Below are 14,136 nucleotides of genomic sequence, written 5' to 3' on the forward strand. Positions count from 1 at the left end.
GCTGGTAGCTCATGGGTGGAACATTTGACATGCCGTCAGCGCTGCTGACTGGAACTAGTACGACTCGCTTGCGGGTTGGGAACGGTCTGGTGAGCGAAGCGGGTCGGCTGCACGCTGTTGGGTCCTGAAGGACCGGATCATCCGTGATCCTCCTTCTGGGCCTCTTCTGGTCCCTGCCGTTGGTGGGGGGAGGGAGGGGTTCCGCCCGTACTTTGAGAACTACACAGTGGACGCGAGCATCTTTAAAGATAGCGAACGTAGATCATTTATGGTTTACGGCTCATGTGATTTCAAGTCTTTAAGAGCAGACGGTGGATGCCTTGGCATCTGGAGCCGAAGAAGGACGTAGCAATCTGCGATAAGCCTCGGGGAGCTGATAAGCGAGCCCTGATCCGAGGATGTCCGAATGGGGAAACCCCGCCAGGATCAACACCTGGTGACTCCCGCCTGAATATATAGGGCGGGTAGAGGGAACGTGGGGAAGTGAAACATCTCAGTACCCACAGGAAGAGAAAACAACAGTGATTCCGTGAGTAGTGGCGAGCGAAACCGGAAGAGGCTAAACCGGGCGTGTGTGATAGCCGGCAGGCGTTGCACGTTCGGGGTTGTGGGACTCACCTGACTTTTCTGCCGAAGAGTCGACGTGACAGCAGCGTATAGACGAACGGTCTTGAATGGCCGGCCAGAGTGGGTGGAAGCCCCGTAGTCGAAATGCGTGTGCTGGCGTGGAGAGTATCCCAAGTAGCACGGGGCCCGAGAAATCCCGTGTGAATCCGCCAGGACCACCTGGTAAGCCTAAATACTCCCAGATGACCGATAGCGGACAAGTACCGTGAGGGAAAGGTGAAAAGTACCCCGGGAGGGGAGTGAAATAGTACCTGAAACCGTCTGCTTACAAACCGTTGGAGCACCCCTGGTAGGTGTGACAGCGTGCCTTTTGAAGAATGAGCCTGCGAGTTAGCGATACGTGGCGAGGTTAACCCGTGTGGGGTAGCCGTAGCGAAAGCGAGTCTGAATAGGGCGATTCAGTCGCGTGTCCTAGACCCGAAGCGAAGTGATCTATCCATGGCCAGGCTGAAGCGACGGTAAGACGTCGTGGAGGGCCGAACCCACTTAGGTTGAAAACTGAGGGGATGAGCTGTGGATAGGGGTGAAAGGCCAATCAAACTTCGTGATAGCTGGTTCTCTCCGAAATGCATTTAGGTGCAGCGTTGCGTGTTTCTTGCCGGAGGTAGAGCTACTGGATGGCCGATGGGCCCTACAAGGTTACTGACGTCAGCCAAACTCCGAATGCCGGTAAGTGAGAGCGCAGCAGTGAGACTGTGGGGGATAAGCTTCATAGTCGAGAGGGAAACAACCCAGACCACCAACTAAGGTCCCAAAGCGCGTGCTAAGTGGGAAAGGATGTGGAGTTGCTTTGACAACCAGGAGGTTGGCTTAGAAGCAGCCACCCTTGAAAGAGTGCGTAATAGCTCACTGGTCAAGTGATTCCGCGCCGACAATGTAACGGGGCTCAAGCACGCCACCGAAGTTGTGGCATTGACATTTATAGGTAGGCCTTCGTGGTCCAGCCGTGTTGATGGGTAGGAGAGCGTCGTGTGGCGAGTGAAGCGGCGGTGTGAACCAGCCGTGGACGCCACACGAGTGAGAATGCAGGCATGAGTAGCGAATGACGTGTGAGAAACACGTCCTCCGAAAGACCAAGGGTTCCAGGGTCAAGCTAATCTTCCCTGGGTAAGTCGGGACCTAAGGCGAGGCCGACAGGCGTAGTCGATGGACAACGGGTTGATATTCCCGTACCGGCGAAGAACCGCCCAAGCTAATCCAGTGGTGCTAAGCGCCCGAAACCATTCATCGTCGCCTTCGGGTGACACCGGGTGGTGGAGCGCGCGACCCCATGCTGGTGCGGTTAGCGTATTAACAGGTGTGACGCAGGAAGGTAGCCCATGCCAGGCGATGGTTGTCCTGGTGCAAGTGCGTAGGCCGAGAGATAGGCAAATCCGTCTCTCATTCAGGCTGAGACACGATGCGGATGAAAAGTGGGTGATCCTATGCTGCCAAGAAAAGCATCGACGCGAGGTTCCAGCCGCCCGTACCCCAAACCGACTCAGGTGGTCAGGTAGAGAATACCAAGGAGATCGAGAGAATCGTGGTTAAGGAACTCGGCAAAATGCCCCCGTAACTTCGGGAGAAGGGGGGCCCAGCTCGTATTAGGACTTGCTCCGAAAGCGTGTGTGGGCCGCAGAGACCAGTGGGTAGCGACTGTTTATTAAAAACACAGGTCCGTGCCAAGTCGCAAGACGATGTATACGGACTGACGCCTGCCCGGTGCCGGAAGGTTAAGAGGACCGGTTAGCCGCAAGGCGAAGCTGAGAATTTAAGCCCCGGTAAACGGCGGTGGTAACTATAACCATCCTAAGGTAGCGAAATTCCTTGTCGGGTAAGTTCCGACCTGCACGAATGGCGTAACGACTTCCCAACTGTCTCAACCGCGAACTCGGCGAAATTGCATTACGAGTAAAGATGCTCGTTACGCGCAGCAGGACGGAAAGACCCCGTGACCTTTACTACAGCTTGGTATTGGTGTTCGGTGTGGCTTGTGTAGGATAGGTGGGAGACTTTGAAGCAGTGACGCCAGTTACTGTGGAGTCGTTGTTGAAATACCACTCTGGTCACTCTGGATATCTAACTTCGAACCGTGATCCGGTTCAGGGACAGTGCCTGGTGGGTAGTTTAACTGGGGCGGTTGCCTCCCAAAATGTAACGGAGGCGCCCAAAGGTTCCCTCAACCTGGTTGGCAATCAGGTGGCGAGTGTAAGTGCACAAGGGAGCTTGACTGTGAGACTGACAGGTCGAGCAGGGACGAAAGTCGGGACTAGTGATCCGGCAGTGGCTTGTGGAAGCGCTGTCGCTCAACGGATAAAAGGTACCTCGGGGATAACAGGCTGATCTTGCCCAAGAGTCCATATCGACGGCATGGTTTGGCACCTCGATGTCGGCTCGTCGCATCCTGGGGCTGGAGTAGGTCCCAAGGGTTGGGCTGTTCGCCCATTAAAGCGGTACGCGAGCTGGGTTTAGAACGTCGTGAGACAGTTCGGTCCCTATCCGCTGCGCGCGTAGGAAGTTTGAGAGGATCTGACCCTAGTACGAGAGGACCGGGTTGGACGAACCTCTGGTGTGTCAGTTGTCCTGCCAAGGGCACCGCTGATTAGCTACGTTCGGGATGGATAACCGCTGAAAGCATCTAAGCGGGAAGCCGGCCTCAAGATGAGACTTCCATACCTTCGGGTGAGAGGCTCCCAGCCAGACTACTGGGTTGATAGGCCAGATGTGGAAGTGCAGCAATGCATGCAGCTGACTGGTACTAATAAGCCGATGACTTGATAACACCTCGCTTTCCTTTGAAGCGCCCGCGTCCACTGAGTGGTTCTCGATGTACGGTCGAGAATCAGCAACACACATTTTCATAGTGTGCTATTGATTTCGGAACACATCCATAGTGTTTCGGCGGTCATAGCGAGAGGGAAACGCCCGGTCACATTCCGAACCCGGAAGCTAAGCCTCTCAGCGCCGATGGTACTGCAGGGGGGACCCTGTGGGAGAGTAGGACACCGCCGGACTTCTTTTAACAGAAAGGCCACCCAACGCTGGGTGGCCTTTCTGCGTTTATGCGGGATTATCGAGGAGTGGACATGGCTGCGAACGACGGCGACCGACCTTACCGAGGACGGGACGACCGCGGCGAGAACCGTGGCGCTCCTCGAGGCGGCGATGGCAATCGCGGCGGGTACCCGCGTCGAGATGGCGACAGCCGGCCCCAGCGGGACGGCGACCGCCCGCGCCACCAGCGCGACGGCGAGCGCCCCAACAACTCGGGCGGAGGCAAGCGCCGTCCGTACGGTGACCGTCCGCAGCGTGATGGTGAGCGTCGTCCGTACGGTGATCGTCCGCAGCGTGATGGTGAGCGTCGCCCCTACGGTGACCGGCCGCAGCGTGACGGTGAGCGTCGCCCCTACGGTGACCGGCCGCAGCGTGACGGTGACCGCCCGAACTACTCCCGCGACGGTGAGCGTCGTCCCTACGGTGACCGGCCCCAGCGGGATGGTGAGCGCCGTCCCTACGGCGACCGACCCCAGCGTGACGGTGACCGCCCGAACTACTCCCGCGACGGTGAGCGTCGTCCCTACGGTGACCGGCCCCAGCGTGACGGGGAGCGCCGTCCCTACGGCGACCGCCCGCAGCGTGACGGTGAGCGCCGTTCGTACGGTGACCGCCCGCAGCGTGACGGGGAGCGCCGTTCGTTCGGTGACCGCCCGCAGCGTGATGGTGAGCGTCGTTCGTTCGGTGACCGTCCCCAGCGCGATGGTGAGCGTCGCCCCTACGGTGACCGTCCCCAGCGCGATGGTGAGCGTCGTCCGTACGGTGACCGCCCGCAGCGTGACGGTGACCGCCCCAACTACTCCCGCGACGGTGAGCGTCGCGCCTACGGTGACCGGCCGCAGCGTGATGGTGAGCGTCGTTCGTTCGGTGACCGCCCGCAGCGTGATGGTGAGCGTCGTTCGTTCGGTGACCGCCCGCAGCGTGATGGTGAGCGTCGTTCGTTCGGTGACCGCCCGCAGCGTGATGGTGAGCGTCGTTCGTTCGGTGACCGGCCGCAGCGTGATGGTGAGCGTCGTTCGTTCGGTGACCGGCCGCAGCGTGATGGTGAGCGTCGTTCGTTCGGTGACCGGCCGCAGCGTGATGGTGAGCGTCGCCCGTTCGGTGACCGGCCGCAGCGTGACGGTGAGCGCCGTTCGTACGGCGACCGTCCCCAGCGTGACGGTGACCGCCGTTCGTACGGCGACCGTCCCCAGCGTGACGGTGACCGCCCCAACTACTCCCGCGACGGTGAGCGTCGCCCTTATGGTGACCGCCCCCAGCGTGACGGTGACCGCCCCAACTACTCCCGCGATGGCGAGCGTCGTCCTTATGGCGACCGGGGCGGCGACCGCCGGTTCGGCGACCGTCGGGACGAGGGGCGCGAGCGCACGAACTCGCGCCCGCCCGAGGCGGCCCGCGTCCGCGACCCCGAGCTGCCCGAGGAGATCACTCCGCGCGACCTGCCCTCGGCCGCCCGCAATGAGCTGAAGACCCTCAGCAAGGAGAACGCCGAGCGCGTCGCCCGTCACCTCGCGATGGCGGCGCAGACGCTCGAGGTCGATCCCGCGCTGGCGCACGAGCACGCGCAGGCCGCTGTCCGTCACGCCGGTCGCGTCGCCGTGGCTCGCGAGACCCTCGGCATCACCGCCTACACGGTGGGTGACTTCGCCCTGGCGCTGCGCGAGCTGCGCACCTACCGCCGCATCACGGGGCGCGACGACCTGATCGCCGTGATCGTCGACAGCGAGCGCGGCCTCGGCCGCCCCGAGCGGGCCCTCGAGGAGGGGCGTGCGGTCGATCGCGCGTCGCTTCCCACGCCCGTTCGCGTGGAGCTCGCGATTGCCATGTCCGGTGCCCGCCTCGACATGGGCGAGACGCAGCTTGCGCTCGTCGAGCTCGACATCCCGGAGCTCGACCCCGACACCGCCTTCGAGTGGAGCCCGGGGCTCTTCGCCGCCCGCGCGACCGTGCTCGAGGACCTCGGCCTCGCCGAGGAGGCGGCCGAGTGGCGTCGCCGCGCCGAGATCGCCGCGGATGCCCTCGGCCACACGATCGACGAGGACGAGTTCGACGTCATCGAGATCGACGACGCCGACACCGAGGAGATCTTCGAGGACGACCTCGAAGACGACGTCGAGGAAGAGCGCGACGAGGACGTCCAGGACGAGCGCGACGAGGACGAGGACTTCGACGACAACGGCGACGAGCCTGATCGCGGCGAGGACCAGTCCGGCGATGCCGAGCCCGAGACCGAGCCCGAGGCGCCCGCGGAGGCGGCTGCCGAGGAGGAGCCCCAGCCCGTCGACGAGGCGTACACGGTCGAGGACGAGGTCAACGAGATCCTCGCCGAGATCGACGAGGCACCGGAGGCGGACACCGACGGCGAGAACCGCGCCTGATGGGCCTGTTCTCGAAGCGCGCGGCCGAGCGTTCCCCGCTTGACGGCGTCGACGTTGTGCTCGCCGACCTGGACGGCGTGGTCTACGCCGGCCCGGGTGCGCTGCCGCACGCGATCGAGAGCCTCAACCGGGCGGAGGCCGAGGGGCGGCGTCTCGGCTACATCACGAACAACGCCTCGCGCACCGATGCGACCGTGGCGGCGCATCTCGCCGAGCTCGGCCTGCACACCAAGCCCGAGGACGTCGTCACGAGCCCGCAGGCCGCGATGGCCCTGCTCTCGCAGCGTGTGGCGCCCGGATCCACCATCCTGGTCGTCGGCGGGGACGGACTCGTCGACGAGCTGCACAAGGCGGGCTTCGTCCCGACGCGCAGTGCGGACGACAACCCGGCCGCGGTGGTGCAGGGCTTCGCCCCGGACGTGGCGTGGACCCAGCTCGCCGAGGCGGCCTTCGCGCTGCAGACCCCCGAGGAGGAGGGTGGCATCCCGTGGATCGCCACCAACACCGACTGGACGATCCCGCAGGCGCGCGGCATCGCGCCGGGAAACGGCACGCTCGTCTCCGCCGTCCACACGGCCGTCGGGCGTCTGGCGACCGTGGCGGGCAAGCCGGAGGCGCCGATCTTCCACGCGGCGGTCGCGCGCTTCGGCGCCACGTCGCCCCTGATGATCGGCGACCGCCTCGACACCGACATCCTCGGCGCCAATCGCGCGGGCGTGCCCTCGCTGCTGGTGCTCACCGGCATCGACCGCCCCAAGCACCTCCTGGCGGCGCCCCCGGACAGCCGGCCGACCTTCATCGTCGAGGATCTGCGCCAGATGTTCGAGCCCTACCCGGAGGGCCGGATCAAGGGCGACACCGTCTGGGTGCGTGACGCGGCCGTCCGGATCGACGGGGCCGACGTGCAGATCGTCGCGGAGGGCGAGCCGATCGACCTGCTGCGTGCGGCGTCGAAGGCCATCTGGGACACCGGCCGCCAGATCTTCGGCTTCCGCGTCCCCGAGCGGCTGTACGCCGATCCCTTCCGCCCCGCGCGAGGCTGATCCGCCTCGGACGGTGCCCGGCCTAGGCTGGGGCCGTGACTGAGGACACCGAGGACCGGATCGACGAGGGTCTCGTGAGCCGCGTGCGGGTCGTCGAGGCGCAGCCGCTCGAGACCCGCGCGGCCGCGTACGCGAGCCTGCACGACGAGCTGGCCCACCGCCTCGAGCAGGCCCCGAACGCCCCCGCCGGCGCATGACGCAGCGTCTCGACGCGGCGCTGGCCGCTCGCGGGCTGGCACGCTCGCGCAGTCACGCGACCACCCTCATCGAGGAGGGACGCGTGCAGGTGGCGGGGCGCGTCGCCTCGAAGGCGTCGATCAAGGTCGAGGACACGACCGAGATCTCCGTCACCGATGCCGATCACTACGTCAGCCGCGGCGCGCACAAGCTGATCGCCGCGCTCGACGGCTTCGGCATCGACGTCGCCGGGCGCACGGCGCTCGACATGGGCGCCTCGACGGGCGGATTCACGCAGGTTCTGCGCGAGCGCGGCGCCGAGCCGGTGCTGGCCGTCGACGTCGGTCATGGCCAGCTCGCGCCGCTCGTCGCGATCGACGGGGGAGTGCGCGCGGTCGAGGGATACAACGTCCGCTACATGACCGCCGCGAATCTCGCCGAGGCGAGCGGCGTCGCCACTCCGCCGTCGGTGATCACGGGCGACCTCTCCTTCATCTCGCTCACGCAGGTGCTGCCGGCCGTGGCGCCGGTGGCCGCGCCGGACGCGGACATCGTGCTGCTCGTGAAGCCGCAGTTCGAGGTCGGCCGGTCGAAGATCGGCGGGGGAGTCGTCACCGACGCCGGGCTCCGCTCCGACGCGGTGCTCGAGGTGCTGTTCACCGCGAAGGATCTGGGGCTCGGCACGCTCGGTGTGCTGCCGTCGCCGATCCACGGCACGCACGGCAATGTGGAAACGCTCATCCACATCGCTCCGGGTCGCGGCTCGGATCCGACAGAATGGAAGCGGCAAATCGAACGGGCGTGCGAATGACGCGCGACCCGATCCACAGCGACGGAGGCCGATGAGCGAGCGGAAGATCCTGGTCGTCGCGCACGCGCACCGGGAGGACACGGTCGATGCGGCGGTGCGCGTGGCGAGCCTGCTGCGATCGGCGGGAGCGACCCCGGTGCTCTCGCACGATGACCGCGAGGCACTGGCCGAGATCGCGCCCGTGCTGGGTGAGGTCGCCGTGCTCGGCACGGACATCGCGCTGGCCGACATCGACCTGGCCATCTCCCTGGGCGGTGACGGCACGATCCTGCGCGCCGCCGAGCTGGTGCGGGAGTGCCCGGCGCCGGTGCTCGGCATCAACATGGGTCACGTCGGCTTCCTCGCCGAGATCGAGCGCGACGCCATGGATTCGGCGGTGCAGCGCGCCGTCGACGGCGACTACGCGGTCGAGGAGCGCCTCGCGCTCGAGGTGAGGGTGAAGGACCGCGCGGACCGGGTCGTGTACTCCACCTGGGCGCTGAACGAGGCCACGGTTGAGAAGGACAGCCGCGAGCGGATGATCGAGGTCGTGATCGAGATCGATCGTCGTCCGCTGTCGACATTCGGTGCGGACGGTGTGGTGATCGCGACGCCCACCGGATCCACCGCCTACAACTTCTCGGCGGGAGGTCCGGTGATCTGGCCCACCGTCCAGGCCATCGCCGTGGTGCCGCTGTCGGCGCACGCGCTCTTCGCGCGCCCCGTTGTCGTCGGGCCCGAGCACACCGTGGCCGTCGAGGTCCTCGAGGGCGGCGCCGGCGCGTCCGCGGTGCTGTGGTGCGACGGCCGACGCTCGCACCCGCTGCCCCCGGGCGCGCGCGTGACGGTGCGGCGCTCGCCGCAGCCGGTGCGCCTCGCCCGCCTGCACCCCGCGACCTTCACCGATCGCCTGGTGCGCAAGTTCCAGCTTCCCGTCGCCGGCTGGCGCGGACCCGCCCCCCACGACGTCACCGGCGTGATCGACACGATCGTCCCGTCCTCGCCGGACGCGGGATCGCGCGTGGCGATCCCCGAGGCCATGGAGTGAATCCTTGATCGAAGAGATGCGTCTGCGCGACCTCGGCGTGATCAGCGAGGCGACGCTGCCCATGGGCCCGGGGTTCACCGCGATCACCGGCGAGACCGGCGCGGGCAAGACCATGGTCGTCACCGGCCTCGGCCTGCTGCTCGGCCAGCGCGCCGACTCGGGCGCCGTGCGCGCCGGGGCGGCGCAGGCCTCCGTCGACGGCGTCTGGCTCGTCTCGGAGGAGGGCGCCGTCGCCGAGCGCGTCCGCGAGGCGGGCGGCGACCTCGAGCCGATCGGCGACGGCCGCGCCGAGCTGTACCTGTCGCGCACGCTCGCGGCGGAGGGCCGCAGCAGGGCGAGCGTCGGCGGGCGTGCCGCCCCGGCCGGCGTGCTGGCGGATCTGGCCGACGCGCTGGTGGTTGTGCACGGGCAGTCCGATCAGCTCCGCCTGAAGTCATCGGCGGCGCAGCGGCAGGCGCTGGATCGCTTCGCCGGCGAGCCGGTGCGCGAGGCGCTGGCGTCCTACCGCGAGGCGTACGAGACCTGGCGCGCCCTGGACCGCGAGCTCTCCTCGCTCGTCACCGACCGCGACGCGCGCGCCGCGGAAGCAGCGGCCCTGCGCGCCACGCTGGCCGAGATCGAGCAGGCCGAGCCCGAGGCGGGAGAGGACACCGCCCTCGCCGAGCGCGCCGAGCGCCTCGCGAACTCCGAGGAGCTGCGCGCCGCCGCCGCCCTCGCCCGCGAGTCGCTGTCCAGCGAGGAGGGGGGCGCGGATGTGTTGTCGCTCCTCGCCGACGCCCGCCGCGCGCTCGAGCGCGCCGCCGATCCCGCGCTGACGGCGCTCGGCGAGCAGCTGGCCGACCTCAGCTACCGTGCGGCCGACATCGCCGTCGAGCTCTCGGGCTTCCTCGCCGACCTCGACGAGTCCGGCCCGGCCGAGCTCGCCGCGGTCGAGGAGCGCCGGGCGATCCTGAACGGCCTCGTCCGGGCGCACGGGTCGCTCGACGCCGCGCTCGCGCTGCTCGAGAGCGGATCCGCCCGTCTCGCCGAGCTCGACGACGACGGCGACCGGGTCGAGCGGCTGGGCGCCCAGCTCGCCGAGGCGCGCGAGGTGCTCGATGCCCGGGCGGCCGCCCTCACCGAGGCGCGCACGCAGGCCGCGGAGCGACTGTCTGCCGCGGTCACCGAGGAGCTGCACGCCCTGGCGATGCCCGATGCGCGGCTGCTGGTCGACGTGGCACCCGGGGCCGAGGCCGCGCACGGCCGCGACGAGGTCTCGCTGCTGCTGTCGCCGCACCCGGGAGCCGAGCCCCGCATCGTGTCCAAGGGCGCGTCGGGCGGAGAGCTCAGCCGGGTGATGCTGGCGATCGAGGTCGTGATCTCGCAGACCGACCCCGTGCCGACGTTCGTGTTCGACGAGGTCGACGCGGGCATCGGCGGCGCGGCGGCCATCGAGGTCGGCCGCCGGCTGGCGCGCCTGGCCGAGAAGTCGCAGGTGATCGCGGTCACCCACCTGGCGCAGGTCGCCGCCTTCGCAGGCAACCACCTGAGCGTGGTGAAGGCGAACGACGGGTCGGTCACGAAGTCGAGCGTCACGCGCCTCGAGGGCGCACAGCGCGAGGCCGAGATGGCGCGCCTGCTGTCCGGCCTGAGCGATTCCGACGCCGCCCTGACGCACGCGCGCGAGCTGCTCGCGATCGGCGCCGTCCAGGGATGACCGGCATGGCGCGTGCCCGCGGCACGTGCGACACTCTCGACGGGCGCGCCACTCGGCTCACTCGAAGCATCGACTGTTAGGATCGAAGCCCGTGATGCAGAAGCCTGACGCGGGATCCGAGACCACCACCAAGCAGATCTTCGTGACGGGTGGTGTCGTCTCCTCGCTCGGCAAGGGACTCACCGCGGCGAGCCTCGGCAATCTGCTGACGGCCCGCGGTCTCCACGTCGTGATGCAGAAGCTCGACCCGTACCTGAACGTGGATCCGGGCACCATGAACCCGTTCCAGCACGGCGAGGTGTTCGTCACCGACGACGGCGCCGAGACCGACCTGGACATCGGCCACTACGAGCGCTTCCTCGGGGTCAACCTGAGCCAGGCCGCCAACGTGACCACCGGTCAGATCTACTCGCAGGTCATCGCCAAGGAGCGTCGCGGCGAGTACCTCGGCGACACCGTGCAGGTCATCCCGCACATCACCGACGAGATCAAGCGCCGCATGCGCCTGCAGTCCGAGGCCGACCCGAAGCCCGACGTGATCATCACCGAGGTCGGCGGCACGGTGGGCGACATCGAGTCGCAGCCCTTCCTCGAGGCCGCGCGTCAGCTGCGTCACGAGCTCGGCCGCGACAACGTGTTCTTCGTGCACGTCTCGCTGGTGCCCTTCATGGGCGCCTCCGGCGAGCAGAAGACCAAGCCCACGCAGCACTCGGTCGCCGCGCTCCGCCAGGTCGGCATCCAGCCCGACGTGCTCGTGCTGCGCTCCGACCGCCCCGTGAGCGAGTCGAACCGCAACAAGATCGCGCTGATGTGCGACGTCGACATCGAGGCCGTCGTCAACACGGTCGACCTGCCGAGCATCTACGACATCCCCTCGACTCTGAACGACCAGGGCCTGGACGCCTACATCGTCCGCCGCCTGGGACTTGCCGAGAAGGCGGACGAGGTCGACTGGACCCGGTGGAACACCGTGCTGCAGGCCGTCCACAACCCGAAGCTCGAGGTCACCGTCGGGCTCGTCGGCAAGTACATCGACCTCCCCGACGCGTACCTCTCGGTCACCGAGGCGATCAAGGCCGGCGGCTTCGCGCACGACGTGAAGGTCAACATCCGCTGGATCCCCTCCGACACCTGCGAGACGCCCGAGGGCGCGGCCAAGCAGCTCGGCGACCTCGACGCGATCTGCGTGCCCGGCGGCTTCGGCATCCGCGGCATCGAGGGCAAGCTCGGCGCGCTGAAGTTCGCGCGCCAGCAGGGCATCCCGACGCTGGGCCTGTGCCTCGGCCTGCAGTGCATGGTCATCGAGTACGCCCGCAACGAGGCCGGCATCGCCGATGCGTCCTCGAGCGAGTTCGACCCCGAGACCAGCACCCCCGTCATCGCCACGATGGCCGAGCAGATCGACATCCTCGACGGCGGCGACCTCGGCGGCACCATGCGCCTGGGCCTGTACCCGGCCAAGCTCGCCGAGGGCTCGATCGCGGCCGAGGTCTACGGCTCGACCGAGGTCGAGGAGCGCCACCGCCACCGCTACGAGGTCAACAACGCGTACCGCGAGCAGATCGCGGCCGCCGGCCTGGTGTTCTCGGGCATCAACCCGGATCTCGACCTCGTCGAGTTCGTCGAGCTGCCCCGCGACGTGCACCCGTACTACATCGCCACGCAGGCGCACCCCGAGCTGCGCTCGCGCCCGACCGAGCCGCACCCGCTGTTCCGCGGCCTCGTCGGCGCGGCGGTCGAGCGTCACCGCTCGAGCGAGCTCTTCGAGGTCGAGAACGCCTGACGTGACCGACCCGATCCAGCTGCGCGACGAGCCCTTCGAGGTCGAGGTCGCCGACACGCGCCGCGTCTTCGACGGGCACGTGTGGGATGTCCGCGAGGACCGCTTCCGCTACAACGACCACGAGCTCGTGCGGCACTACGTCGAGCACACCGGCGCCGTGGCGGTCGTCGCGCTGGACGACGAGGATCGGGTGCTGCTGATCCAGCAGTACCGTCACCCGATCCGCACCCGCGACTGGGAGATCCCGGCGGGCCTGCTCGACATCGAGGGCGAGGATCCGCTGGACACGGCCCGGCGCGAGCTCGCCGAGGAGGTCGACCTCCAGGCCGCGCGCTGGGAGAAGCTCGCCTCGATGGCGCCGACTCCCGGCGGCAGCGACGAGATCATCCACATCTACCTCGCACGCGAGCTGTCGGACGCCCCCGAGGTGTTCGCCCGCGACGGCGAGGAGGCCGACATCCGCAGCGAGTGGGTGCCGATCGAGGAGGCCGTCTCGGCGGTGCTCAGCGGCCGGCTGCGCAACGGCGCGATGATGCTCGGCGTCCTGATGGCGGCCGAGAAGCTGCGCCGGGACCGCGCCGAGGGCTGATGCTGCTCGAGCGGGGGGTGGACGCGTACCTGCGTCACATCACGATCGAGCGGGGCCTGTCGGATCACACCGTGGCGGCCTACCGCCGCGACCTCGCGGGCTACCTGGCCTGGCTGGGGGAGCGGGGGATCGCCGACTCCGGCGAGGTCACGCCGGCGGTGGTGGCCGAGTTCGCGGCCGAGCGCGCCTCCGCCGATCCGGCGCCCGCCGCGTCGTCGCTCGCGCGGCTGCAGTCGTCGGTGCGGGGGCTGCACCGGTTCCTCGCGCGGGAGGGCATCGCCGACGCGGATCCGACGCAGCGGCTGCGCCCGCCGAAGCAGGCCCAGCGCCTCCCCAAGGCGCTCACGATCGAGCAGGTGGAGCGCCTGCTCGCGGCCCCGTCGGCGGAGGACCCGATCGGGATCCGGGATCGGGCCCTGCTCGAGCTGCTCTACGCGACGGGCGCCCGTGTCTCCGAGGCGATCCAGCTCGACGTCGACGACCTGGCGACCCTGTCGCCGGCGAGCGGCTCGATCCTGCGCCTGCGCGGCAAGGGGGCGAAGGAGCGCATCGTGCCCGTCGGCTCGTTCGCGCGCGACGCGCTGGGCGCCTACCTGACGCGGGTGCGCCCCGACCTGGCGACCCGCGGCCGGGCGACCCCGAAGGTGTTCCTCGGCGCGCGCGGGGCCCCGCTGTCGCGGCAGAGCGCGTGGCTGGTGCTCCAGGCCGCGGCCGAGAAGGCGCAGATCACCGCGCACGTCTCGCCGCACACGCTGCGCCACTCGTTCGCCACGCACCTGCTGCAGGGCGGTGCCGACGTGCGCGTGGTGCAGGAGCTGCTCGGGCACTCGTCGGTGGCGACGACGCAGATCTACACCCACGTGACGGTGGACACCCTGCGGGATGTGTACGCGACCTCCCATCCGCGGGCGATCTAGGGGATCGCCGGGGCGAACTCCGGGTCCGGCGTCGCCGCGTGACTACGATGGGACG

General features: G+C 68.0%; 10 protein-coding genes and 2 rRNA genes. All 12 read left to right on the top strand.

Annotated features, from left to right (window positions below; translation table 11 throughout):
* The first annotated feature begins 288 nt into the window (after positions 1 to 288).
* The 12 genes from ACOKGD_RS04650 to xerD all read left to right on the top strand — a co-directional run bounded on the left by ACOKGD_RS04650 (position 289) and on the right by xerD (position 14,081).
* Positions 289 to 3,388, top strand: a 23S ribosomal RNA gene (locus ACOKGD_RS04650).
* 115 nt (positions 3,389 to 3,503) lie between these two features.
* Positions 3,504 to 3,620, top strand: a 5S ribosomal RNA gene (gene rrf / locus ACOKGD_RS04655).
* Positions 3,621 to 3,651: 31 nt separating this feature from the next.
* Positions 3,652 to 5,127, top strand: coding sequence for a hypothetical protein (locus ACOKGD_RS04660; RefSeq protein ID WP_421355089.1), 1,476 nt, complete (start codon positions 3,652 to 3,654; stop codon positions 5,125 to 5,127).
* Between the two features lie 47 nt (positions 5,128 to 5,174).
* Entirely contained in the window at positions 5,175 to 6,038 is an 864-nt protein-coding gene (locus ACOKGD_RS04665; RefSeq protein ID WP_421355090.1) for a hypothetical protein, read from the top strand.
* Complete coding sequence (locus tag ACOKGD_RS04670) at positions 6,038 to 7,081, top strand: HAD-IIA family hydrolase (protein WP_342335485.1); 1,044 nt, start codon at positions 6,038 to 6,040, stop codon at positions 7,079 to 7,081. Before ACOKGD_RS04665 ends, ACOKGD_RS04670 begins: the two co-directional genes overlap by 1 nt.
* A gap of 35 nt (positions 7,082 to 7,116) precedes the next feature.
* Entirely contained in the window at positions 7,117 to 7,278 is a 162-nt protein-coding gene (locus ACOKGD_RS04675; RefSeq protein WP_342335484.1) for a hypothetical protein, read from the top strand.
* Positions 7,275 to 8,069, top strand: coding sequence for a TlyA family RNA methyltransferase (locus ACOKGD_RS04680; protein WP_342335483.1), 795 nt, complete (start codon positions 7,275 to 7,277; stop codon positions 8,067 to 8,069). Before ACOKGD_RS04675 ends, ACOKGD_RS04680 begins: the two co-directional genes overlap by 4 nt.
* A gap of 31 nt (positions 8,070 to 8,100) precedes the next feature.
* Positions 8,101 to 9,096, top strand: a complete 996-nt coding sequence (locus ACOKGD_RS04685; RefSeq protein WP_342335482.1) for an NAD kinase — start codon at positions 8,101 to 8,103, stop codon at positions 9,094 to 9,096.
* Between the two features lie 4 nt (positions 9,097 to 9,100).
* Complete coding sequence (gene recN / locus ACOKGD_RS04690; RefSeq protein ID WP_342335481.1) at positions 9,101 to 10,792, top strand: DNA repair protein RecN; 1,692 nt, start codon at positions 9,101 to 9,103, stop codon at positions 10,790 to 10,792.
* Positions 10,793 to 10,886: 94 nt separating this feature from the next.
* On the top strand, positions 10,887 to 12,575 hold the full coding sequence (locus tag ACOKGD_RS04695) for a CTP synthase (protein ID WP_342335553.1): 1,689 nt from the start codon (positions 10,887 to 10,889) through the stop codon (positions 12,573 to 12,575).
* A gap of 1 nt (position 12,576) precedes the next feature.
* The gene (locus ACOKGD_RS04700) at positions 12,577 to 13,164 is read left to right on the top strand and encodes an NUDIX hydrolase (RefSeq protein ID WP_342335480.1); all 588 of its coding nucleotides are present in this window, start codon (positions 12,577 to 12,579) and stop codon (positions 13,162 to 13,164) included.
* A complete protein-coding gene (gene xerD, locus ACOKGD_RS04705) occupies positions 13,164 to 14,081 on the top strand; it encodes a site-specific tyrosine recombinase XerD (RefSeq protein ID WP_342335478.1) in 918 nt (305 codons plus the stop codon). Before ACOKGD_RS04700 ends, xerD begins: the two co-directional genes overlap by 1 nt.
* Positions 14,082 to 14,136 lie beyond the last annotated feature (55 nt).

This window comes from Microbacterium phosphatis, assembly GCF_049177115.1.
Classification (GTDB): domain Bacteria; phylum Actinomycetota; class Actinomycetes; order Actinomycetales; family Microbacteriaceae; genus Microbacterium; species Microbacterium phosphatis.